Genomic DNA, 21,236 nt, shown 5'->3' on the forward strand with positions numbered 1-21,236 from the left:
ATGGCCGTCCGTGAGCGGATATTTCACGAGAACTCTGACGAAAATCGCCGCGGGTGCGGCGGTCGTCCTGGCGGTCGCGCTGCCCGCGGCCCCGGCGGCGGCCGACGAGTCGCCCGACGCGCGGCCCGACGTGCCCGTCGGCACCTGGCTCGCCGCCCGGACGCAGCCCGCGGTGCAGCTGACCAGCTTCACCTACACCGGCACGGTCGCCGTGCCGACCAGCAGCATCAACGAGAACGCCTTCAACGCGCTGACCCAGCAGGCCGTCGTCGCCGTGCAGAACGGCAAGATCTCCTCCGACGAGCGCAGCATCGCCAAGTGGCTCTTCCAGCGCATCGCCGCCGACGTGGACGCCTACCTCGTCGAGAGCACCCCGGAGCGCACGGTCGAGGCCGAGGTCGGCGGCATGTGCACCGGCTGGTGGGTCACCCCCGACGGGTACATGGTCACCGGCGCGCACTGCGTCCAGGTCGGCGACAAGGAGCTGAACCAGCTCTTCGCGCAGCAGGCGCTGGCCAAGTTCAACGAGCAGGACGCCAAGGAGATCATCAAGGGCCTGCAGGGCATCGAGGCCGACGAGGAGATGGTCAAGCTCGCCCAGCAGATCTACGTCACCTTCAACAGCACCCACATGCGCCTGCGCGACCTCAAGCAGAGCCTGTCGGTGCTGCAGAGCCTGCCCGGCGGCGGCGTGGACAAGACCGCCAAGGCCGTCCCTGCGGAGCTGGTCTCGGTGGGCGAGAGCTACCCGGGCAAGGACTTCGCGCTGCTCAAGGTCAACGGGCAGCAGAACCTGCCGACCGTGCCGCTCGGCGAGGACGCCGACGTGCGCACCGGCGACACCCTCTACATCAGCGGGTTCCCCGGCCTGGTCACCAACACCCCGTTCTTCAGCCTGGAGTCGAAGCTGGAGCCGGCGCTGACCGAGGGGCCGTACAACGCCAAGCGCACCACGCAGACCGGCGTGCCGTACATCCAGACGCAGGCCCCGTCCTACCACGGCAACTCCGGCGGCCCGGTGTTCAGCAAGGACGGCAAGGTCGTCGGCATGCTGATCGCGGGCACGGTGAGCGAGGGCGGCGAGGCGTCCGAGAGCGAGAGCTTCGTCCTGCCGGTGAGCATTATCAAGGAGAAGCTGGGCGAGAAGAACATCAAGGCCGCCCAGGCCACCACGACCACGCGCTACAACGAGGCGCTGAACGACTACTTCCGCAACTACTTCGAGGACGCGCTGCCGAAGTTCCGCGAGGTCCAGGCGCTCTTCCCGAACCACCCGTACGTGGCCAAGTACATCAGCGAGTCGCAGACCGCGATCTCGGCGGGCAAGGACGAGTCGCCGAAGCCCGTCCTGCTGTGGGTGCTGATCGGGGCCGGCGTGGTGGTCGTGCTGGTGCTGGCCCTGGTGCTGTTCCGGGTGCTGGGCAAGCGGCGGCGGTCGCGGCCGGCGGTGTCGTACGGGCCCGCGCCGCAGGCGCCCGCGTACAACGCGGTGCCGTCGCCGCCGTGGCCGCAGCACCAGCTCCCGGCCGCCCCCGGGCACCACGGCCAGGGCGCGAACGGCTACCAGCACGGCCCGGGAGCCCAGCCCCAGTACGGCTCGGGCCCCCAGTACGGCCCGCCGCCCACCCCGCAGCCCCAGCAGCCCCAGCAGCCCCCGCACGACCCTTACGGTCAGCACGGCTCCTACGGTCAGCAGGGCTCCTACGGGCAGTCCGGCCCGCAGGCGCAGCCCGGCCCGTACGGCCAGGCGGGCCCGTACGGCGAGCCGACCCGCAACGTGCGCTACGGCCAGTTCGCGCCCCCGCCGGATGGCCGGCAGCAGTGACGGCCGGGGCGCCTCCCGGCACGTCACGGGACCGCCCCGAGCCGGATATCCGGTGATAGCCGGTAGTTTGACGGCCATGCGACTGCGTGTGCCGGCATTGCCCGGGTCCCTCGTCCGCCTGGAGCCGCTGGAGGAGCGGCACGTCGCCGACCTCGCGGCGGCGGCCGAGGAGGACCGTTCCTCCTACGCCTTCACCCTCGTCCCGAGGAGCGCCGACATGGCCGCCTACGTGCGGGGGCAGCGGGAGCGTCCGGGGCTGACGCCGTTCGCGCAGGTGCGGGTGGCCGACGGCAGGGCCGTGGGCTGCACCGGCTACTGGGACCCGCGCACCTGGCCAGGGCGGGAGGCGCTGCTGGCCGTCGAGATCGGCTGGACCTGGCTGGGCGCCTCGGCGCAGGGCACGGGGATCAACGCCGAGGCCAAGTACCTGCTGTTCGAGCACGCCTTCGAGGTGCTCGGCGCGGCCCGGGTGGACCTCAAGACCGACGCGCGCAACGCCCGCTCGCGGCGGGCCATCGAAAGGACCGGGGCGCGGTTCGAGGGCGTGCTGCGCAAGTGGTCGCCGTCGTGGGCGCCGGGCGAGGAGGGCGGGGTGCGGGACTCCGCCATGTTCTCGGTGATCGACGAGGAGTGGCCGGACGTCAAGGCCGCGTTGCGGCTCCGGCTCGGGTCGCGGCGATGAGACGTCCGATGGCCGCCAGCGCGCGGGTGTGACCGGCGGCGACAGTGGGAGGCATGAGCAACACCACCACTGCCGCGGCGCATGTCCGCATCGAGCCGAACATCCTCTACTTCGGCACCCCGGTCGTGCTGGTCTCCACGGCCAACGAGGACGGCTCCCCGAACCTGGCCCCGATGTCGTCGGCGTTCTGGCTCGGCTGGCGCGCGCTGCTGGGCCTCGGCGCGCGCTCCCGGACGGCCGGGAACCTGCTGCGCACGCGGGAGTGCGTGCTGAACCTGCCCTCCGCCGCCCAGGCCCCCGCCGTGGACCGGCTGGCGCTGACCACGGGCGCGGACCCGGTGCCCGAGCGCAAATGGGAGCGCGGCTACCGGCACGTCGCCGACAAGTTCGGCCGCGCGGAGCTGACCCCGGTGGCCTCCGAGACGGTCGCGCCGCCCAGGGCCGCCGAGTGCCCGGTCGCGATGGAGAGCGTGGTCGAGGCGGTGCACCCGATCGGCGACGACGGCGGCACCCTGGCCTTCGAGGTGCGGGTGCAGCGCGTGTGGGCGCACGAGGAGATCCGGCTCGCGGGCACGGACGACCACATCGACCCCGACGCCTGGCGTCCGCTCATCATGAGCTTCCAGAAGTTGTACGGGCTCGGCCCGCAGGTGCACCCGTCGACCCTGGCCTCGATCCCGGAGCGCATGTACCGCAGCGACGACCTGGAGCGGGCCAGGGAGGTTCAGAGCAGGTCGAGCCAGGTGTGATCGGGGCACACCCGCTCGATCTCCGCGCGCGGCAGCCAGGCCGCGCGGGTGCTCTCCGAGCCGGCCGGCGGCTCGGTGGGCGCGCCGGGGCCCGGCAGGACGGCGCGGAACATGGCCATGTAGGCCAGCGACGGGTAGCGGTAGCCGGCGGGCGGCGGCTCCAGCAGCTCGATGCGCTGCCAGGCGAAGGCGGACAGCGCGGCGGCCGGCAGGCGCAGCCCGGTCTCCTCGTACAGCTCGCGGGCGGCGGCCTCGGCCGCGCTCTCGCCCGGCTCCAGGTGCCCGCCGGGGATGTCCCAGCCGCGGCCGGCCCGGTCCACGCAGGTCAGCAGGGTGCGGCCGAGCCCGTCGGAGACGAAGGCGAAGGCGGACGTCGTGCTCCCGGCGGGCGGGGTGTCGCCGGTGAGGATGACGTCCAGGCGGTGCGCCACGGGGATCCAGGGGACGGTCTTCGTCGCGATCGGCTCGGTCACCAGGCAACCTTCAGGTCCGCGCGAAACGCATGTCAAGGCATCATTGGGGTGAAAAGTCCTTTCCGTCCGTGAAGATGGGGGAACGCCCTGTACTTGATCCGTAACGCCGCGAGACTTTGGACCGTTCTCATCCCCGCCCTGGCGCTGCTCGCGCTCGGGCTCTCCTGGGGCCGCGAGCTGCCGGGCGCGCTCGTCGTCCTCGTCGCCCTGCTCCTGGCCGGCGCGGTGCTGGCCGCCGTGCACCACGCCGAGGTGATCGCGCACCGCGTCGGCGAGCCGTTCGGCTCGCTCGTGCTCGCCGTGGCCGTCACGGTGATCGAGGTGGCGCTCATCGTCAGCCTCATGATCTCCGGCGGCGGCCAGACCGCGACGCTGGCCCGCGACACCGTGTTCGCCGCCGTGATGATCACCTGCAACGGCATCGTCGGCCTGTCCCTGCTCACCGTCACCCTCAAGCGGCGCACCGCGGCGTTCAACGCCGAGGGCACCGGCAAGGCGCTGGCCACCCTGGCCACGCTCAGCACGCTGAGCCTGGTGCTGCCGACGTTCACGACGAGCGCGACCGGGCCGGCGTTCTCGGGCCCGCAGCTCGCCTTCGCGGCGGTGGCCTCGCTCGCGCTGTACGGGTTGTTCGTCGTCACGCAGACCGTCCGCCACCGCGACTACTTCCTGCCGGTCGCGCGGGACGGCGCGGTCCTCGACCCCGGCGAGCACGCGCCCCGCCCCTCCGGCCGCACCGCGCTGACCAGCCTCGGCCTGCTGCTGGTCGCGCTGGTGTCGGTGGTCGGGCTGGCCAAGGTGGAGTCGCCGGTGATCGAGGCCGCGGTGTCGTCGGCCGGGCTGCCGCAGGCCGTCGTGGGCGTGGTGATCGCCCTGCTGGTGCTGCTGCCCGAGACCATCGCGGCCGTCCGCGCGGCCCGCCGCGACCAGGTGCAGATCAGCCTCAACCTGGCGCTCGGCTCGGCGATGGCCAGCATCGGGCTGACCATCCCGGCCATCGCGATCGCCTCCCTCTGGCTCGACGGGCCGCTGCTGCTCGGGCTCGGCGGGACGCACCTGGTGCTGTTCGCGCTGACGGTGGTGGTCTCGACGCTCACCGTCGTGCCGGGGCGGGCCACGCTCATGCAGAGCGGGGTGCACCTGGTGCTGTTCGCGGCGTTCCTGTTCCTCGCCGTCAGCCCCTAGATCACGCCCTCAGACCACGCCTGTCCGCATCGCGCGGACCCCGAGGCGCAGGCCGAGCGCGGCGATCAGGCAGGCGGACGCGGTGCCGTACAGGACCGAGGGGGCGGTCAGCTCCCCGGCGAACAACGCGCGCTGCGCGTCCACGATGTACGTCACCGGATTCGCCCGCCCGATCGCCCGCAGCCACGCCGGGGCGGTGTCCAGCGGCAGCAGCACGCCCGACAGCAGCAGCAGCGGGAACAGGATCGACTGGCTCACCATGTAGAACAACGTCCCGTTCGGGGCCGACCTGAGCGCCAGCACGAACGAGAACGCCCCCAGCCCCACCCCGAACACCACGAGCTGGGCCAGCCCCGCCAGCACCCCGGCCGCGTGCAGCTCGAAGCCCAGCGGGATCGCCAGCAGGATGATCAGCACGGCCTGGGTCAGCAGCAGCACCATCGCCTTCAGCGCCCGGCCGACCAGCATCGCGCGGCGGTCGAGCGGCGTGACCAGCATCCGCTCCATCGAGCCGCCGAGCAGCTCGACCAGCAGCGAGTAGCCGGCCCCCATCGGCCCGGTCAGGCACATCATCACCAGGATGCCCGGCACGAACCACTGCCACGACGTCCCCGTCGCGCCGTCCAGCAGCGCCCCGAACAGGAACAGGAACAGCAGCGGCTGCCCCATCTCGAACAGCAGCGCGGCCGGGTTGCGCAGCGAGGGCCGCAGCTCGCGCGAGAAGACGGTGGCGGTGTCACGCAGGAAGGTCGTCATCGGTGAGGCTTCTCCCGGTCAGGGTGAGGAACACGTCGTCGAGGGTGGGGCGGACGGTCTCGGCCGTGACGACCTCGATCAGCTTGGCGTCGAGGGCGCGCAGGAGGCCGGGCAGCGCGGCGGGGGCGTTGGGGACGCGGATCCGCACGGTCGTGCCCTCCGCCGTGCCCTCCGCCGTGCCCTCCGCCGTGCCTTCGAGGGCGCTCGCGGCGCGGCGGGCGTCCTCCTCGGTGCCGGTGGTCAGCGTGACGCGGTCGCCGGCCAGGTCGTTCTTGAGCTGTTCCGGGGTGCCGTCGGCGATGACGCGGCCGTGGTCGACGATGACCACCCGCTCGGCCATCGCGTCGGCCTCCTCCAGGTAGTGGGTGGTGAGGAACAGCGTGGTCCCGTACGCCTCGCGCAGCCGCAGGATGTGCTGCCAGATCTCGGCGCGGCTCTTCGGGTCCAGGCCGGTCGAGGGCTCGTCCAGGAAGAGCAGGTCGGGGCGGTGCACGAGGCCGAGCGCGAGGTCGAGGCGGCGGCGCTGGCCGCCGGACAGCGTGCCGGGCGTGCGGCCGGCCAGCGGGGCCAGGTCGAGGAGGTCGAGCAGTTCGTCGGCGCGGGCGGCCGCCGCGCGCGCCGGCAGGCCGTAGCAGCGGCCCTGGGTGACCAACTCGTCGCGGACGCGGAACTCCTCGCCCGCGCTGTTGCGCTGGCCGACGTAGCCGATGCGGGAGCGCACGCCCGCCGGGTCGGTGGCCACGTCGTGGCCGGCCACCGTGGCGGTGCCGGAGGTCGGGGGCAGGAGGGTGGTGAGGATGCGCAGAGTGGTGGACTTGCCTGCGCCGTTGGGGCCGAGGAAGGCCACGAGCTGGCCGGCCTCGACGTCGAGGTCGAGGCCGCGCACGGCCTCCACCTTCTCCTTCTTCATCGTGAACGTGCGGGTCAGCGCCCGGGCTCGGATCATGTCGGTCGGTCTCCTGCGGGCATGACGAAGAAACCCCTGGTCGGGGGCTCGGTGGGCGGGATCCGCACCAGTTTGCGCAGGGAAAACCCGCTTTGGCAAACGTGAACATCACGTATATATACGGCGCTGACCTGCGGAAACACCGGGTGCGGGGGTGAGTCGCGGACGGCGATTTCCGCCGCCCCGACCTGCGGTTTCGCGGGACGTGGGGCACCGATTCCAGCGCCCCGGCGCGACGGCGTCGCACCGGCCGGCTCGGTGGAATGATGCGATCTGTTGATATTCGCGGCCTTGCGAAATTCCGCGGAACCCCGCGATGATCCTGGCCGTGAAACGTCTGGGATTATTAGCGGCGATCGCGGCACTGGGCATCGGGGCCGGTAGCGGGAGCGCGTACGCGGCCGACGGGGTGCCCGGCGTCGACGTCAGCAACTGGACCGGCGAGATCGACTGGCCGAATGTCGCCTCCGGCGGCGCGAAATTCGCGTTCGTGCAGCTCACCGAGGGCACGGATTACCGTAACCCGAGTTTTGACGCCCAGTACGGCGGCGCGGTGTCGGCGGGCCTGTATCGCGGCGCATATCACTTTGCGCAACCGCACGAATCCGATGGGGCGACGCAGGCGGAATTCTTCCTGCAGAACGGCGGCGACTGGATCTCGGACGGCATGACGCTGCCCGGCGTGCTCGATATCGAGGACAACCCGTACCAGGACAAGAACGGAAAGAACAACTGTTATGACCTGTCCGCCAAGGACATGGTCACCTGGCTCAAGGATTTCACCAGGCGCTACAAGGAGCGCACCGGCCTGCGGGTGATCATCTACACCACGACGAGCTGGTGGCGCACCTGCACCGGCGACTCGGCGGCCTTCTCGGCCAACCCGCTCTGGCTGGCCCGGTGGGGGTCCGACCCGGGCGAGCTGCCGAAGAGCTGGACGGCGTACACGTTCTGGCAGTCGGCCGACAAGGGGCCGCTGGTGGGCGGCGGCGACGTCTTCAACGGCGCCGAGGACGGCCTCAAGGCCCTCGCCAACCCGCCGGCCGAGATCTCGGTCACGGCGGCGGCCAAGAGCCGCAGGAAGTACACGGTGACGCTGCGGAACACCGGCCCGTACCCGGTGACGAACGTCAAGGTCGCGGGGCGGACGTTCGGCGGGCAGCGGGTGACCGGGGCCTCGGGCGGCTGCCGGTTCAGCGGCACGGCGGTGCGCTGCACGGTCGCGGAGGTGGAGCGCGGCGGGAAGGTGACGCTGACGTTCACGACCCGGCCGCGCAGGGCGCGGGGCGCGGTGGGCATGGACGTGACCGTCGGAACGGCGAAGTTCACCATCAAGGTGCGATAAGGCACCATAAAACGCGGAATCTGCTGTCACGGGGACGGAGACGGGATGACGCGCCACCGCACGGACCCGGTCGCGCATCCCCGCACACCCCTCGGCCCGCGGGCGGTCGCGCGCCCCCGCCCACCCCTCGGCTCGCGGGCGGTCGCGCTGCTCGTGCTGGCGTCCCTGCTGCTGGCCGCCACCGCCTCCGTCCCGGTCTCGACCTGGACGCAGCCGCGCATCGTCCGCCTGGCGTACGAGATCGAGCGTCGCGGCGTCGTCTACTCGTGGGGCGGCGGCCACGCCGAGCGCCCGGGCCCGTCCAAGGGCACCTGCCAGGGCTACCGGGGCCGCATCAAGCCCTGCCCGGCCGCCCGGACGCGCGGCCTCGACTGCTCCGGCTTCACCCGCTGGGTGTACGCCCTCGCGCACGGCCGGGACGTCCTCGGGCCGGGCAACACCGACGACCACGTCCGCCGCCTGCACCGGGTGGACGCCGCGCCCCGCCCCGGCGACCTGGTCTTCTTCGGCGTCATCACCCCCACCAGGGTCAGCACCCACCACGTCGGCGTCTACCTGGGCGGCGGCAGGATGATGAACGCCCCGGAGACCGGCGCCGAGGTGCGCGTCGACGCCGTGGACCGCCTCAAGGACTTCGCCGGTTTCTACCGGTACTGATCCGGTATGGCGGTAACGCCTGTGGCGTGGCGAAAATTGAGAGACCCGGAGGCTACTCTGTGCCGCTATGGAAAGGCGATGGGTCGGTCTCGACGGATACGAGGTCGTGGGCGCCGTGCGAGCCGGGCGCCAGGTGCTCCGGGTGCGCAGGCACGGCCGGGTGGTCGCCGACTGCTCGTCGGTGGCCGAGGTGGCCCGGCACGTCGATCTGGCCGACCTCTGTGAGGTCGTCGAGCTGCCGGTGCGCGCCCCGGCGGCGGAGATCGTCGCGGAGGCCGGAACCAGTTCGCATCATCGCTGAGTGCCGTGTATGGTTACACCTGTCCGCAGCGCCGGACAGGCCCCTATAGCTCAGTCGGCAGAGCGTCTCCATGGTAAGGAGAAGGTCAACGGTTCGATTCCGTTTGGGGGCTCCACTCCTGACAAGGCACGACGCCCGGTCCGAGATCACTCGGAGCCGGGCGTTCCTCGTCTCCGGGGGACGATCCCTGAAAGGGCCGGCTCAGACCCGCTTCGGCACCTTGCCGGCGCTGCTGAGGACCAGGCGCATCGCCCGGTGGCCGAAGTCGGCGGCCGGGGCGAACATCAGCGGGCAGCCGCCGTCGATCACCGTGACCCCGTTGCGCCGCCCGTACTCCGTCGCCGCGGCCGAGACGCTGCCGGCGCCGAACGCCCGGTGCATCCACACCTGCCGGATGCCGAGCCCGACGCACTCCCGCATCGTCGCCTCGCCGGTCTCCGGGCGGGTGGCGATCACCACCGCCTCGACGCCGTCCGGGATGGAGGCCAGGTCCGGGTAGCACCTGTCGCCTTCGACCTGCTCGGCGTTCGGGTTGACGGCGAAGACCTCGTAGCCGAGCTCGCGCAGCCGCCGGTAGACGACGTTGCCGCCGTGCTCGCCCGGGCTCCGGGACACTCCCGTGACCGCGATCCGCTTCGCGCTCAGGAACTCCGCCGCCGCCTGCTTCATGGTCGTCATGGCCGCCTCCCGCGTGCCCGGGACGCCCCTCCGCGGACGCGTCCCTGCCGTCAGGCTCCGCCCGCCCCGCCGGGGCCGCCAGGGCCCAAGGTCCCGATCTGAGGCTCCTCTAAGGTTCGCCGACGGTTGGGTGAAGGCGGGCGCGGTTGGGTGGCCTCGTGGCCGGCGTCGGAGCCGGCCGGGACGAGGGAGAGATCATGGTTCGAGGCAGGACCGCGCTGGTCATGGCCACGGTCGCGACGCTGCTGCTGGGCGGGTCCTCGGGGGCGCTGGCGGCCTCCGGGCCCCGGCATCCCGGCAAGGACGAGATCCGCCCGCCGGCGGTCGTCAAACAGGACGACTTCAAGAAGCGGGAGGCGTGCGGCACGGACACCAAGGATCCGGTGCGGAAGAAGCAGACCCGGGCCGACCAGCTCAAGATCGCCAAGGCGCTCGCCGACGAGCTGGGGGTGAGCCTCGGCAAGGCGATGCGGGCCGTGAAGGAGCTGGACGCGCTCTCCGAGCAGGGCGGCGTGGACATCGACTCGGCGGAGTTCGCCGCCATCGCCGAGCGGCTCGGCGTGTCGCCGGCGCGGCTGGACAAGGCGATGCGGGCCGTCAAGCGGGCCTTCGCCGAGAACGAGGGCCAGGACAAGATGGACAAGCGGACGGACCCGGCGGACGGCTCCTGACACCGGACGGCGGCTCCTGGCAGTGGGCGGCGGCTCCTGGCGACGGGGGGCGGGCTCCTGACACCGGACGACGGCTCCTGGCGACGGGCGCTGGCCCCGGAGCGGGTGAGGCGGGGAGAGTGGCGGCATGAACGTCCTTGTGGCCGACGACGACGAGGCGGTGCGCCGGTCCCTGGCCCGCGCCCTCGCCCGCGAGGGCTACCACGTCAGCACCGCCGCCGACGGCCTGCGCGCCCTGGAGGCGGCGGGCGGCGGCCGGCAGGACGCGGTGGTGCTGGACATCATGATGCCGGGCCTCGACGGCCTGGAGGTGTGCCGCCGGCTGCGCTCCGGCGGCGACCGCACCCCGATCCTCATGCTCACCGCCCGCGACCTGGTCGCCGACCGGGTCGCGGGGCTGGACGCCGGCGCCGACGACTACCTGGTCAAGCCGTTCGCGCTGGAGGAGCTGCGCGCCCGCCTGCGCGCGCTGCTCCGGCGCAGCGGCGCCGCCCAGGAGGTGCTGCGCTTCGCCGACCTGGAGCTGGACGCCGCCGCCTGCCGGGCCCGCCGCGGCGCCCGCGTGCTCGACCTGACCAGGACCGAGTACACGCTGCTCAAGGTGTTCCTGCGCAACCCCGACCGGGTGCTGAGCCGCGGCGTCATCTTCGACGCGGTCTGGGGGTACGACTTCGGCCCGTCCTCCAACGCGCTCTGGGTCTACATCAGCTACTTACGCGCCAAGCTGGAGGCAGGGGGCGAGCCGCGGCTGATCCAGACCGTGCGCGGCCTCGGGTACGTGCTCCGGGAGGAGCCGTGACGCTGCGGACCCGGGTGGCGCTGGCCGGCGCGGCCGTGGTGGCGGCGGCGCTGCTGGCGGCCGCGCTGGTGCTGTACCCGGCGATGGCGGCCGGGCTGGCCCGGCAGCACGACGGGGAGCTGGTGCTGGCCGCCGGGCAGGCGCCGCGCCTGCTGAAGGCGCTGAAGGTCAACGCGGACCCGCTGCCCGCCGGCCCGGTCCAGGTGGGGAACACGCTGCTGCAGTTCTACCCGCCGCCGGTCGAGGCGGGACCGGTCCGCGGCTTCGCGCCGCTGGAGGAGGTCGACGTGGCGGTCGCCTACGGCAAGAGCAGCCCCTACTTCAGGGAGCTGACCTACGGCGGGGAGCGGTACCGGGTCTACACGGCGCCGCTCGCCGAGGTGGAGGAGGGCCTGGTCCGCACCGCGTTCCCGCTGGACCGCGACGCGGCGACGCTGAACGGGCTGAAGATGTTGCTGGCCGGGCTGACGCTGGGCGGCGCGCTGGCGGCCGGGGCGGGGGCGCGGCTGCTGGCGGGCCGGGTGCTGCGGCCCATCGGCCGGCTGACGGACGTGGTGGAGCGGGTCACCGCCACCCGCACGCTCGCCGTGGACGGCCTGGACGGCCTGCCCGGCTCGGGCCGCGACGAGGTCGCCCGGCTGGCCCGCTCGTTCGCCACCATGGCGGGCGCGCTGCACGAGTCGCTGGTGGCGCAGCGGCGGCTGGTGGCCGACGCCTCGCACGAGCTGCGTACGCCGCTGACCAGCCTCATCACCAACCTGGAGCTGCTGGGAGAGGGCCGCGGCACCGCGGACCCGCAGGCGCCGGCGCTGGTGCGCGAGGCCCGCGAGCAGGCGGGGGAGCTGCGGGCGCTGGTCAACGACCTGGTCGAGCTGGCCCGGCACGGCGACGCGCAGCCGCACGTCGAGGACGTCCGGCTCGACCTGGTCGCCGATCGGGTGATCGAGCGGGCCCGGCCCCGCGCGCCGCACGTGCGCCTGCGGGCCGAGCTGGCGGAGTGCCTGGTGCCCGCCGACGCCGACGCGGTGGAGCGGGCGGCCGCCAACCTGGTGGACAACGCGGTCAAATGGAGCCCGCCGGGCGGCGAGGTGCTGGTGCGGGTGACCCCTGACGGCACGCTGTCGGTCGCCGACGAGGGGCCCGGCATCGCGCCGGCGGACCTGCCGTTCGTCTTCGACCGCTTCTACCGCGCCGACGCCGCGCGGGCGCTGCCGGGCTCGGGGCTCGGCCTGGCGATCGTGCGGCAGATCGCCGAGGCGCACGGCGGCTCGGTACGCGCCGAGCCGCTGCCGCGCGGGGTGCGGCTCGTGCTGGTACTGCCGCCGGCCGCCTGACGTCACTCCTCGATCTCGGTGCTCACCGTGCCGGCGGCCGGGGCCTTGATCGACACGCGGCGGCCCCACGAGGTGAAGCGGGTGTCGAAGGACAGGGTCTTGCCCTCCATGGCCGAGTTGTCGAAGACGCCGGTCGCGTCGTACGAGCTGGTCACCCGGGTGACCAGGCCCTTGCCGCTGAAGGTGAGGCGGTAGGACACCTTGGTGTCGTCGTGGAAGCGGATCGGGACCGAGCCCGCGAACCACTTCGAGACCTTGTCGAGCTGCTTGAACGTGATCGTGCCCGTGAGCGTGTTCCCCTTCCGCGTGCCCTTCTTGACCAGGGCCGCCAGCGTGGACGGCTCGACGGGGTTGATCACCTGGCCGTAGAAGCCGGAGCCGCCGCCGTGCAGCCCGCCGGTCCGGTACCAGCGCTTGCCCTCGGGAAGCTGCTCGGCCCAGAAGCCGCCGGACAGGTAGGTGTGCTTGCCGATGGTGATGACCCGCTCCGCCTTGTCGGTGATGAGGTCGGTGGAGGTGAGGTCGGCGGCGGCCAGGCCCTTTTTGTCGAACTGGAAGGTGCCGGTGCGCCGCTGCATCACCTTCTTGGTGGTGCCGCCCATGAGGGTGGTGGTCTCGGTGAAGCGGACGCCGTGGCCCGGCTTGAGCTGGGCCTTCAATGCCCGTACGGGGTCGGTGGCCGCCTGGGCGGGGGCGGGGGCCAGCAGCAGGGCGCCGGCGGCGGCGGTCATCATGGCGATCATGCGTCTCATAGCGGGCGATCGTGCCAGCTCCTGATCACGGTTTCGTGCAGGACCGGTCCCCGGAGGGAATAGGATTTCAGGTAATGGAGGTTCCTGAGGCATACTGGTCCTACCCCTGCCCGATCAGGTGAGTTACGACTCTGGTCGCCGCTTCGGGTATCCTCTACGGGGCCGGGTTCGTACCGGCCCAAAGGCGGAGTAGCTCAGTCTGGCAGAGCAAACGGCTCATAATCGTTGTGTCGCCGGTTCAAGTCCGGCCTCCGCTACTGCCCAGTCCCAGGTCACCGACCTGGGTACGGGTATGTCCCTGTCCCGAACGTAGAAAGGCACTCCCCAGTGGCTGCCACCGACGTTAGGCCGAAGATCACGCTGGCCTGCCAGGAGTGCAAGCACCGCAACTACATCACGCGGAAGAACCGGCGCAACGACCCGGATCGGCTTGAGCTGAAGAAGTACTGCCCCAACTGCCGCTGCCACCGCGCGCACCGCGAGACCCGATAGCAGCTCGCCAGGGGGGGCTCTTCTCCCATCCTGCATACCACCGCACAACCGGCGTCCCCGTTGTGGGCGCCGGTTTGTCGTGTCTGCTCCCGTTTCCGGCGACGCCGTCCGGCCGCGTAAAAACCCGGCCAACCGCAGGGGACAGCCGAACCTTGTTCTGTTACCGTCGCCTCAGCAGCGCTCGGCTGACGGACACGCGAGGGAGCACTGATGGCCTTGAACCGTGACTTCGTGGGCAGAACCTACCCACCCGGCGCACCCTACGAGGTCAGCCGGGTGAAGATCAGGGAGTTCGCGGCGGCGATCGGTGACGGCAACCCGCTCTACCGGGACAAGGAGGCCGCCCAGGCGGCCGGCTACCCCGACGTGATCGCGCCGCCCACGTTCCCCATCGTGTTCAGCCTCCAGAGCGGCGGCGAGGCGCTGGCCGACCCCGACCTCGGGCTCAACTTCGCGATGGTGGTCCACGGCGAGCAGCGGTTCGAGTACGCCCGTCCCATCTGCGCCGGCGACCAGCTCGTCACCACCGCCACCATCACCGACATCCGCTCCGCCGGGCGCAACGAGCTGCTGACCGTGCGCAGCGAGGTCACGACCGTCGAGGGCGAGCCGGTCTGCGTCACCTACAACACGATCGTCGAGCGCGGAGGGGCGGGCTGATGGCGGCCACGGTCAGGTACGACGAGGTGGAGGTCGGCCAGGAGATCCCGGCCGTGGACTACAACGTGCGCCGGCTCAACCTGGTGATGTACGCGGGCGCCTCGGGCGACTTCAACCAGATCCACTGGAACGAGCGCTTCGCCAAGATGGTGGGGCTGCCGGACGTGATCGCGCACGGCATGTACACGATGGCGCAGGCCGGGCGGTTCGTCACGGACTGGGCCGGCGATCCGGGCGCGGTGGTGGACTTCGGGGTGCGGTTCTCGTCCATGGTGGTCGTGCCGGACGACGACCAGGGCGCCACGATCTCGGTGAGCGGCGTCGTGGAGGAGAAGCTGGAGGACAAGCGCGTGGTCGTCGCGCTGACCGCCAGGGCCGGCGACGCCAGGGTGTTGTCCAAGGCGCAGGCGGTCGTCCAGCTCGCCTGACTTTGTGATGATAAGTCGGGCGGCTCTCGGGTACCCGTGTGCCTATGACTGAAGCTGCGCGACAGGTATGGCCCACGGTCCGGTCGATCCCCGTCTCCGCCGTGACCGACGCCAAGCCGCCCGGGCGGCTGCGACCGGCCCACCCGGAGCAGGTGGCGGGCGGCACCGGAACGGGACGCGACACGGCGGGCGGCGCCCCCGGCCCCGACGGCACGGGCGGCGCCGCGTCGGACACCGGCGGCGCCGTGTCGAGCACGGGCGTGGGGACGGCGGGCGCCCGGGGCGCGCACGCCCGCATGAACCCGGCCGCCGAGCTGGGCTTCTCCGGCGACCCCGGCCAGCACGGCGACCACGGCGACGAGCTGCTGCACGCCCAGCGCATCTGGGACGGCGCCCTCGCCACCAACCGCCTCGACGACGCCGGCGTCAACGCCGAGCGGCAGCGCGTGGAGACCAAGGACGTCACGGCCGCCGTGAGCCTGCTGGTGGACGGCTGGCCCGCCGACGTGCGCGCCTGCGTCGAGTCGTTGCTGGAGCACACCCGGGCCAAGGTGCTCGCCTTCGACCTCGGCGACGTGGACGGCGCGGGCGACGTGCTGGACGAGCTGGCCGCGCGCGACCCGGAGCGCGTCGCGGTGTGGCACGTGGCCGAGCGGCCGCACTGGCGCGGCGGCACCGCCACGTGGGGCGAGAGCCGCGCCAAGCTGCTGCGGCTCGACGAGTCGGACGTGCACGTCCTCATGGAGACCACGGTGGCGCTGCGCGGGGACGCGCTGACCCCGCTGCTCGCGGCCATCGCCGAGGGCGCGACCGCCGCCGGCTGGCAGGGCGTGGACCTCTACGACGACGGCCCGCGCGAGGCCGGCCCCGGCCGGGTCCAGGCGCTGACCGGCGAGGTCGTCGCGGTGCGGCGGCAGGCGGCGCTCGGCGCGCTCCCCGAGGACGCGCACTGGGGCCGCAACGCCGACCTGGCGCTGTCGCTCGGCCTGCGCGGCGAGCTGGTGGTGCCCGAGGGCCCGGCGCCCGTGGCGCGGCTGGGCGCCCACGACGTGCCCGCCGGCTACGCCGACCAGGAGTCCCGCCGCAACTACGACGGCGTCCTGCGCCTGCTGAGCGCCCGCACCCCGTGACGGGGACGGCACGGCGTGCTGACGAGGCCGCGCGGCTCATAAGCTAGTGGCCCATGGAGATGCTCGCGCCGTACACCACGCTGGGTCTGGGCGGCCCGGCCCGCGACTTCGCCGAGGCGACGACGGCGGAACAGCTCGTGTCCCTGATCGCCGAGGCCGACGCCGGGGCCGTGCCCACGCTGGTGCTCGGCGGCGGCAGCAACGTCGTGGTGGCCGACGCCGGCTTCGACGGGCTCGTGGTGAAGGTGGCCACGCGGGGCGTGTCGGTCTCGCGCGATGGCGAGCAGATCGTCGTCACCGTCGAGGCGGGCGAGGACTGGGACGCCCTGGTGGCGCGGGCCGTCAGGGAGGGCTGGTCGGGCATCGAGTGCATGTCCGGCATCCCGGGCCTGGTCGGGTCCACGCCCATCCAGAACGTCGGCGCGTACGGGCAGGAGGTCGCCCAGACCGTGCGCTGCGTGCGCGCCTACGACCGGCGCACCCGCCACGTCGTCGACCTGGAGGCGCGGCAGTGCGGCTTCGCCTACCGCGACAGCATGTTCAAGCGCGACCTCGGGCGCTACGTCGTGCTGGCGGTCACGTACGCGCTGGAGCTGTCCGACCGGTCCGGCCCCGTCCGTTACGAGGAGCTGGCCAGGCGGCTGGAGGTCGAGCCGGGCGAGCGGGTGCCGCTGGAGCGCGCCCGCGAGGCGGTGCTCGGGCTGCGGCGCGGCAAGGGCATGGTCCTCGACCCCGGCGACCCCGACACCCGCAGCGCCGGCTCGTTCTTCACCAACCCCGTCCTGACCCCCGAGCAGGCCGCCGAGCTGGCCGTCCGCGCCCCCGGCCACCCGGGCTGGGCGATGCCCGACGGCTCGCTCAAGGTGCCGGCCGCCTGGCTCATCGAGCAGGCCGGCTTCCCCAAGGGCTACACCCGGGGCCCGGCGCGCATCTCCACCAAGCACACCCTCGCCCTGACCAACCCGTCCGGCGACGCCACCGCCGCCGACCTGCTCGCGCTGGCCCGCGAGGTGCGCGACGGCGTGCGCGAGAAGTTCGGCGTCACGCTGGTCAACGAGCCGGTCCTGGTGGGCTGCGCCCTGGGGGAATAGGCGCCTGGCCGGGGCTGTTATGGTTGGTTGCAATTACCGAAGGGGAGTAGTCCCAATCGGGTGATCGACATACTGGCGGCGCCTTCGCGCGGCGCCCGGTCATCCGGGCCTTCATCGCAGGGCGGACGAGACCTTCGGCCTGGCAGTCAGTTCATCTACGGAACAGGACGCTGCCGGGCCGAAGCCGTCGTGCCCGACATCTCCCCGGGTTCACGCTTCCGGTCCGGCTCGCGTGCGAGAAGAGGACCCTGTGGAAGCGTTCTGGATCAGTCTCGTCGCCATCTTCGTGGCCGAGCTGGGCGACAAGAGCCAGCTCATGGCGATGACGTTCGCGACCCGTTTCAAGACCCGGACCGTGCTCCTGGGCATCACGATCGCCACGACCGCCGTGCACCTGCTGAGCGTCGCCGTGGGCGGCCTGCTCGGCGACGCGCTGCCGACGACGGCCATCTCCGTCGTGGCCGGCCTCGCCTTCCTCGGCTTCGCGGTGTGGACGCTGCGCGGCGACGAGCTGACCGAGGAGGAGTCCAAGAAGGCCCAGCGCACCACCAGGAACGCCCTGATCGCGGTGACGGTGGCGTTCTTCCTGAGCGAGCTGGGCGACAAGACCATGCTGGCCACGATCACGCTGGCCACGCAGCACGACTGGGTGGGCACCTGGATCGGCTCGACGGTCGGCATGGTGGCCGCCGACGCCCTCGCCATCCTGGTCGGCCGCCTGCTCGGCAAGCACCTGCCGGAGAAGGTCATCCGTTACGGCGCCGCCGCCGCCTTCGCCGTCTTCGGCGTCGTGCTCCTGGCCGAGGCCCTGCTGTAATCGGATCCATGGAGATCTGGATCAACCCGCACTGCTCGCACCAGGACGGGTGAGCCGACGCCGGCGTAAGGTGAACGTTCTTGTGCGGAGAGTAGTCAATTCGATACCCTGTGTGATTCTGTGGAAGGTACAGGACGACCTCTCACAGAAAAGGATCGACATGTTCACCCCCAAACGCCGGCTCGGCGTCGCGGTGCTTGGCGGCGCGCTGCTGCTCCCCCTGGTCCCGGCCGCCCCGGCCGCCGCCGCCAACGGGCTGCTGGTCAACTCGGTCACGAAGACGGGCGACCTCGTCCACATCAACATCTCCTACAACTGCGACAAGCCGGTCGACAGGGTCCTGGGGGTCGCCTTCAAGGACCAGGACAACCTGGCGACCAAGACCGCCGTCCCCAAGTGCGACGGCGTCACGCACAAGGCCGACCTGAAGGCCGTCGTCAAGAAGGGCGCGATCGCGAAGGGCGACAAGGTCCACGTGGTCGCCGAGCTGTACCACCAGGTCGACAAGACCACCAAGACGGTCTACGTGCAGAAGCTCCGCACGCTGACCGTGCAGTGATCGCTCACGACAGCAGCGACAGCCGGTGGGCGGCGGCGGCCGCCTCGCCGCGGGTGGTGGCGCCGAGCTTGGCCAGGATGTTCGACACGTGCACGCTGACCGTCTTGGCCGAGATGAACAGCTCGGCCGCGATGTCGCGGTTGGTGCGGCCCTGGGTGACCAGGCGCAGCACCTCCAGCTCGCGCGGGGTCAGCAGCTCCGACGGCTCCTGCGCCTGCGGCGCGCCCCCGCCCACCCGGCGGGCCAGCGTCTCGATGTCCTCGACGAGCGGCGTGGCCCGCAGGCCGCGGGCCAGGGGCAGGGCCACCTTGAGCCGGGCCGCGGCCCCTTCGCGGTCGCCGGCCCGCGCGGCCGCGGTGGCGGCCCGCAGCAGGGCCTTGGCCTGGTTGTGCGGCCGGTTGAGCCGTTCCCAGCCGGCCGCCGCGGCGTCGAAGTCCCCGCTGTAGGACAGCCGGTACGCCTCCACCACCGGCCCGATCACCGACAGCTCGGCGGCGACCTCGGCGGCCCGCGCCCGCACCGCCGCGGCCCGTTCCGGCTCGGCGGCCTCGGCGGCGTCGCAGACCGTGCGCAGCAGGGAGAGCAGCCGCCAGCCCAGCATGGCCTTGCTGGAGCGCGCCGGGTGCGCGAGCACCCGTTCGGCCGTGGCCAGCGCCTCCGACGGCTCGCCCCGCAGCAGGTGCCAGCCGATGTGCAGCCGGGCGTTGTTGGTGATGTCCTGGACGAAGTCCTCGGCGCGTCCCTTGAACACCCCGATCTCGGACAGGATGTCCTGCACCAGCTCCACCTCGCCCCGCGCGAGGGCGATGTCGGCGCGCACGCGCAGCAGCGCGAACCGGGTGCGGAGCGCGGGCCCGTAGGCGAGGGCCGACTCGACGATGTCGATGGCCTCGTCCCACCGGCCGATGGTCTCCAGGCCCTCGGCCCAGTTGTTCATGATGAACAGGCCGCTGCCGCGCAGCCTGCCCCACTTCTTCGCGGTCTCCCAGCCCTGCTCCGACAGGCGCAGGGCCTCCTCGTGGCGGCCCATCTCGATGAGGGAGTCGATGTTGTTGCCGATCGCCCGCAGGATGAGCCGGTGGGACTGCTCCTCGCGGCCGATCTCCAGCGCCTGCTCGTTGAGCGAGATCACCGACTCGGTCTCGCCGTTGAGCGAGTGGCCGAGCGCCAGGTTCATCAGCAGATCGGCCTCCATGGACCGGTCGCCGTGCTGCCGGGCCAGGCGCAGGGCCTCGGGGATCAGCTCGCTCGCCTCGGCGACCGCGCCGCGCAGCATGAGGTGGCGGCTCAGCGAGGTGACGACCTCGGCGCGTTCGAGACTGTCCTCGGGGACGAGCCGCAGGGCGTGCCTGAGGTCCTCGATGATGCCCGGGTGGCCCTTGGAGTTCTTGAAGTTGGCCCGCCGCACGATGAGCTGCGCCACCCGGCCCGGCTCGCGGGTCTCGTCGAGCTGCTTCAGCGCGGCCTTGACGAACTTCATGCCCTTGTCGACGTCGCCGCCCGCGTTCGCGGCCTCGGAGGCGCGCTCCAGCACGGCCGTGTGGTCGGCGCCGATGCGCTCGGCCGCGCCGGGCACCCGGTCCCAGAGCATGAGGACGCGCTCCAGCAGCGGCACCGCCTCGGTGTAGGCGAACGCCCTGAACGACTTCTGCGCCGCCTCCCAGGCCGAGATCAGCGCCCACAGGTCGTTGCGGGCGCCGTACCAGTGGTGGGCCAGCTCGACCGCGGCGCGGCCCGGCGGGACGAGCGTGCGGTCCTTGGAGATCTCCTCGGCGTAGCGGGCGTGCAGCCGCTGGTGCTCGCCGGGCAGCAGCTCCTCGTGCACCGCCTCCTGGATGAGGGAGTGGCGGAAGACGTACGCACGGTTGTCGGCGACCTGGAGCACGTTGCCCGCGATGGCGGGGCGGAGCGCGGTCTCCAGCGCGACGTCCGACAGGCCGCTCACGGCGGCCAGCAGCGCGTGGCCGACCCGGATGCCGCCGGCCGCGGCGATGCGCAGCACGCGCTGGGTCTCCTCGGGCAGCCGCTCGACCGAGTTGAGTATGAGGTCCTGCATGGACTCGGGGAAGGCGCACTCCTCGCCGCTCTCCAGCATGGCCTCGACGAACAGCGGGATGCCCTCGCTGCGCTCGTAGACCTTCTCGACCTTGGCGTAGGCGGGGACGCTGCCGAGGATGCCGGCCATCTGCTGGGCGACCTCGTCGCGCGACAGGCGGGGCAGGTCGAGCCGGTGCACGCCCTGCACCCGGCCGAGCTCGGCCAGCACGGGCCTGAGGGGATGCTGGCGGTGCAGGTCGTCGCTGCGGTACGTCATGACGATCAGCACGTGCGGGATGTGCAGGTTGCGGCTGAGGAAGGCGATGAGGTCGCGGCTGGACCGGTCGGCCCAGTGGATGTCCTCGATGACCAGGACCGTGGGGCGGGTGTCGGCCAGCCGCTCCAGCAGCGTGAGGATCTGCTCGAACAGCCGTGCCCGGCCGGTGTCGGTCTCGCCGTCGCCGAGCGGCTCGCCGAACTCGGGCAGCAGCCGGGCGAGGTCGCGCTGGGCGCCCTCGGGCAGCAGCGCGGCGACCGCGGCGGGGCCCTGCTCGCGGACGAGCTGGCGGAGGGCGGCGGTGAAGGGCGCGTAGGCGAGGCCCTCGGTGGACAGCTCCACGCAGCCGCCGAGCAGCACCTGGGCTCCGTCGGCGGCGCAGCGCTCGGTGAAGCGCTGGACGAGCCGGGTCTTGCCGACGCCGGCCTCGCCTCCCAGCAGGACGGCTGTCACCTTGCCCTTGAGCGCCTCGTCGAAGCTCTCCGAGAGGGCCGCCAGCTCCTCTTCCCGCCCGACGAAGACGGGACTGACAGATCGTCCCCGCATGTCATCCAGCATGTCATGCCTTCTCAGATGCTTTCGCCGAATTATG

General features: G+C 72.3%; 23 protein-coding genes and 2 tRNA genes. 19 read left to right on the forward strand and 6 right to left on the reverse strand.

Annotated features, from left to right (window positions below; translation table 11 throughout):
• Positions 1–10 precede the first annotated feature (10 nt).
• From MF672_RS13580 to MF672_RS13590, 3 genes are all read left to right on the forward strand, one after another.
• Positions 11–1,825, forward strand: a complete 1,815-nt coding sequence (locus tag MF672_RS13580) for a S1 family peptidase (protein WP_242374256.1) — start codon at positions 11–13, stop codon at positions 1,823–1,825.
• Positions 1,826–1,901: 76 nt separating this feature from the next.
• Positions 1,902–2,507: a GNAT family N-acetyltransferase gene (locus MF672_RS13585; protein WP_242374257.1), complete on the forward strand. Its 606-nt coding sequence runs from the start codon at positions 1,902–1,904 to the stop codon at positions 2,505–2,507.
• A gap of 53 nt (positions 2,508–2,560) precedes the next feature.
• Complete coding sequence (locus MF672_RS13590; RefSeq protein WP_242374258.1) at positions 2,561–3,256, forward strand: flavin reductase family protein; 696 nt, start codon at positions 2,561–2,563, stop codon at positions 3,254–3,256.
• Here MF672_RS13590 and MF672_RS13595 read toward each other — a convergent pair.
• Positions 3,232–3,729: an NUDIX domain-containing protein gene (locus tag MF672_RS13595; protein WP_302893205.1), complete on the reverse strand. Its 498-nt coding sequence runs from the start codon at positions 3,727–3,729 to the stop codon at positions 3,232–3,234. The genes MF672_RS13590 and MF672_RS13595 overlap by 25 nt on opposite strands.
• Before the next feature lie 93 nt (positions 3,730–3,822).
• On the opposite strand from MF672_RS13595, the gene MF672_RS13600 reads away from it, so the two are divergent.
• A complete protein-coding gene (locus MF672_RS13600; RefSeq protein WP_242374259.1) occupies positions 3,823–4,914 on the forward strand; it encodes a calcium:cation antiporter in 1,092 nt (363 codons plus the stop codon).
• A gap of 9 nt (positions 4,915–4,923) precedes the next feature.
• Here the strand turns inward: MF672_RS13600 and MF672_RS13605 are convergent, their stop codons facing one another.
• A complete protein-coding gene (locus MF672_RS13605) occupies positions 4,924–5,670 on the reverse strand; it encodes an ABC transporter permease (RefSeq protein ID WP_242374260.1) in 747 nt (248 codons plus the stop codon).
• Positions 5,651–6,616 (reverse strand): ATP-binding cassette domain-containing protein, encoded by a 966-nt coding sequence (locus MF672_RS13610; protein ID WP_242374261.1) that lies wholly within the window; start codon positions 6,614–6,616, stop codon positions 5,651–5,653. Before MF672_RS13610 ends, MF672_RS13605 begins: the two co-directional genes overlap by 20 nt.
• A 328-nt stretch (positions 6,617–6,944) precedes the next feature.
• On the opposite strand from MF672_RS13610, the gene MF672_RS13615 reads away from it, so the two are divergent.
• The 4 genes from MF672_RS13615 to MF672_RS13630 all read left to right on the forward strand — a co-directional run bounded on the left by MF672_RS13615 (position 6,945) and on the right by MF672_RS13630 (position 9,034).
• Positions 6,945–7,961, forward strand: a complete 1,017-nt coding sequence (locus MF672_RS13615; RefSeq protein WP_242374262.1) for a GH25 family lysozyme — start codon at positions 6,945–6,947, stop codon at positions 7,959–7,961.
• 45 nt (positions 7,962–8,006) lie between these two features.
• Positions 8,007–8,618: a C40 family peptidase gene (locus tag MF672_RS13620; RefSeq protein ID WP_242374263.1), complete on the forward strand. Its 612-nt coding sequence runs from the start codon at positions 8,007–8,009 to the stop codon at positions 8,616–8,618.
• Positions 8,619–8,685: 67 nt separating this feature from the next.
• Positions 8,686–8,919 (forward strand): transposase, encoded by a 234-nt coding sequence (locus MF672_RS13625; protein ID WP_242374264.1) that lies wholly within the window; start codon positions 8,686–8,688, stop codon positions 8,917–8,919.
• 39 nt (positions 8,920–8,958) lie between these two features.
• Positions 8,959–9,034: transfer RNA gene (locus MF672_RS13630), tRNA-Thr, on the forward strand.
• Between the two features lie 86 nt (positions 9,035–9,120).
• Here MF672_RS13630 and MF672_RS13635 read toward each other — a convergent pair.
• On the reverse strand, positions 9,121–9,597 hold the full coding sequence (locus tag MF672_RS13635; protein ID WP_242374265.1) for a CoA-binding protein: 477 nt from the start codon (positions 9,595–9,597) through the stop codon (positions 9,121–9,123).
• Positions 9,598–9,794: 197 nt separating this feature from the next.
• Here MF672_RS13635 and MF672_RS13640 point away from each other — a divergent pair, with 197 nt between their 5' ends.
• From MF672_RS13640 to MF672_RS13650, 3 genes are all read left to right on the forward strand, one after another.
• The gene (locus MF672_RS13640) at positions 9,795–10,268 is read left to right on the forward strand and encodes a hypothetical protein (protein WP_242374266.1); all 474 of its coding nucleotides are present in this window, start codon (positions 9,795–9,797) and stop codon (positions 10,266–10,268) included.
• 127 nt (positions 10,269–10,395) lie between these two features.
• Positions 10,396–11,067 carry a response regulator transcription factor gene (locus tag MF672_RS13645; protein ID WP_242374267.1) on the forward strand — a complete coding sequence of 224 codons (672 nt, stop codon included), beginning with the start codon at positions 10,396–10,398 and terminating at the stop codon, positions 11,065–11,067.
• Entirely contained in the window at positions 11,064–12,401 is a 1,338-nt protein-coding gene (locus MF672_RS13650; protein WP_242374268.1) for a sensor histidine kinase, read from the forward strand. Before MF672_RS13645 ends, MF672_RS13650 begins: the two co-directional genes overlap by 4 nt.
• A gap of 2 nt (positions 12,402–12,403) precedes the next feature.
• Here the strand turns inward: MF672_RS13650 and MF672_RS13655 are convergent, their stop codons facing one another.
• A complete protein-coding gene (locus MF672_RS13655; RefSeq protein ID WP_242374269.1) occupies positions 12,404–13,153 on the reverse strand; it encodes a hypothetical protein in 750 nt (249 codons plus the stop codon).
• Positions 13,154–13,336: 183 nt separating this feature from the next.
• Between MF672_RS13655 and MF672_RS13660 the strand changes: the two genes are divergently transcribed.
• The 8 genes from MF672_RS13660 (at position 13,337) to MF672_RS13695 (ending at position 18,330) form a co-directional block, all read left to right on the forward strand.
• Positions 13,337–13,410, forward strand: a tRNA-Met gene (locus tag MF672_RS13660).
• Between the two features lie 70 nt (positions 13,411–13,480).
• Positions 13,481–13,645 (forward strand): 50S ribosomal protein L33, encoded by a 165-nt coding sequence (gene rpmG / locus MF672_RS13665; protein WP_019632658.1) that lies wholly within the window; start codon positions 13,481–13,483, stop codon positions 13,643–13,645.
• Positions 13,646–13,855: 210 nt separating this feature from the next.
• Entirely contained in the window at positions 13,856–14,305 is a 450-nt protein-coding gene (locus tag MF672_RS13670) for a MaoC family dehydratase N-terminal domain-containing protein (protein WP_242374270.1), read from the forward strand.
• Positions 14,305–14,733, forward strand: a complete 429-nt coding sequence (locus tag MF672_RS13675; protein ID WP_242374271.1) for a MaoC family dehydratase — start codon at positions 14,305–14,307, stop codon at positions 14,731–14,733. Before MF672_RS13670 ends, MF672_RS13675 begins: the two co-directional genes overlap by 1 nt.
• A 101-nt stretch (positions 14,734–14,834) precedes the next feature.
• Positions 14,835–15,863: a hypothetical protein gene (locus MF672_RS13680; RefSeq protein ID WP_242374272.1), complete on the forward strand. Its 1,029-nt coding sequence runs from the start codon at positions 14,835–14,837 to the stop codon at positions 15,861–15,863.
• 53 nt (positions 15,864–15,916) lie between these two features.
• Complete coding sequence (locus MF672_RS13685; RefSeq protein WP_242374273.1) at positions 15,917–16,954, forward strand: UDP-N-acetylmuramate dehydrogenase; 1,038 nt, start codon at positions 15,917–15,919, stop codon at positions 16,952–16,954.
• A gap of 250 nt (positions 16,955–17,204) precedes the next feature.
• Positions 17,205–17,771, forward strand: coding sequence for a TMEM165/GDT1 family protein (locus MF672_RS13690; protein WP_242374274.1), 567 nt, complete (start codon positions 17,205–17,207; stop codon positions 17,769–17,771).
• 160 nt (positions 17,772–17,931) lie between these two features.
• Positions 17,932–18,330: a hypothetical protein gene (locus MF672_RS13695; protein ID WP_242374275.1), complete on the forward strand. Its 399-nt coding sequence runs from the start codon at positions 17,932–17,934 to the stop codon at positions 18,328–18,330.
• A gap of 4 nt (positions 18,331–18,334) precedes the next feature.
• Here the strand turns inward: MF672_RS13695 and MF672_RS51340 are convergent, their stop codons facing one another.
• Positions 18,335–21,190: an ATP-binding protein gene (locus MF672_RS51340; protein ID WP_302893206.1), complete on the reverse strand. Its 2,856-nt coding sequence runs from the start codon at positions 21,188–21,190 to the stop codon at positions 18,335–18,337.
• Positions 21,191–21,236: the final 46 nt, after the last annotated feature.

The sequence above is a fragment of the Actinomadura luzonensis genome (assembly GCF_022664455.2).
Lineage (GTDB): Bacteria > Actinomycetota > Actinomycetes > Streptosporangiales > Streptosporangiaceae > Nonomuraea > Nonomuraea luzonensis.

Excerpts from the sequence above, each read along its gene's own strand:
- MF672_RS13585 (WP_242374257.1), top strand. The coding sequence starts at position 1,902 with ATGCGACTGCGTGTGCCGGCATTGCCCGGGTCCCTCGTCCGCCTGGAG.
- MF672_RS13590 (WP_242374258.1), top strand. The coding sequence starts at position 2,561 with ATGAGCAACACCACCACTGCCGCGGCGCATGTCCGCATCGAGCCGAAC.
- MF672_RS13605 (WP_242374260.1), bottom strand. The coding sequence starts at position 5,670 with ATGACGACCTTCCTGCGTGACACCGCCACCGTCTTCTCGCGCGAGCTG.
- MF672_RS13610 (WP_242374261.1), bottom strand. The coding sequence starts at position 6,616 with ATGATCCGAGCCCGGGCGCTGACCCGCACGTTCACGATGAAGAAGGAG.
- MF672_RS13620 (WP_242374263.1), top strand. The coding sequence starts at position 8,007 with ATGACGCGCCACCGCACGGACCCGGTCGCGCATCCCCGCACACCCCTC.
- MF672_RS13625 (WP_242374264.1), top strand. The coding sequence starts at position 8,686 with ATGGAAAGGCGATGGGTCGGTCTCGACGGATACGAGGTCGTGGGCGCC.
- MF672_RS13635 (WP_242374265.1), bottom strand. The coding sequence starts at position 9,597 with ATGACGACCATGAAGCAGGCGGCGGCGGAGTTCCTGAGCGCGAAGCGG.
- MF672_RS13640 (WP_242374266.1), top strand. The coding sequence starts at position 9,795 with ATGGTTCGAGGCAGGACCGCGCTGGTCATGGCCACGGTCGCGACGCTG.
- MF672_RS13645 (WP_242374267.1), top strand. The coding sequence starts at position 10,396 with ATGAACGTCCTTGTGGCCGACGACGACGAGGCGGTGCGCCGGTCCCTG.
- MF672_RS13655 (WP_242374269.1), bottom strand. The coding sequence starts at position 13,153 with ATGAGACGCATGATCGCCATGATGACCGCCGCCGCCGGCGCCCTGCTG.
- MF672_RS13670 (WP_242374270.1), top strand. The coding sequence starts at position 13,856 with ATGGCCTTGAACCGTGACTTCGTGGGCAGAACCTACCCACCCGGCGCA.
- MF672_RS13675 (WP_242374271.1), top strand. The coding sequence starts at position 14,305 with ATGGCGGCCACGGTCAGGTACGACGAGGTGGAGGTCGGCCAGGAGATC.
- MF672_RS13685 (WP_242374273.1), top strand. The coding sequence starts at position 15,917 with ATGGAGATGCTCGCGCCGTACACCACGCTGGGTCTGGGCGGCCCGGCC.
- MF672_RS13695 (WP_242374275.1), top strand. The coding sequence starts at position 17,932 with ATGTTCACCCCCAAACGCCGGCTCGGCGTCGCGGTGCTTGGCGGCGCG.
- MF672_RS51340 (WP_302893206.1), bottom strand. The coding sequence starts at position 21,190 with ATGCGGGGACGATCTGTCAGTCCCGTCTTCGTCGGGCGGGAAGAGGAG.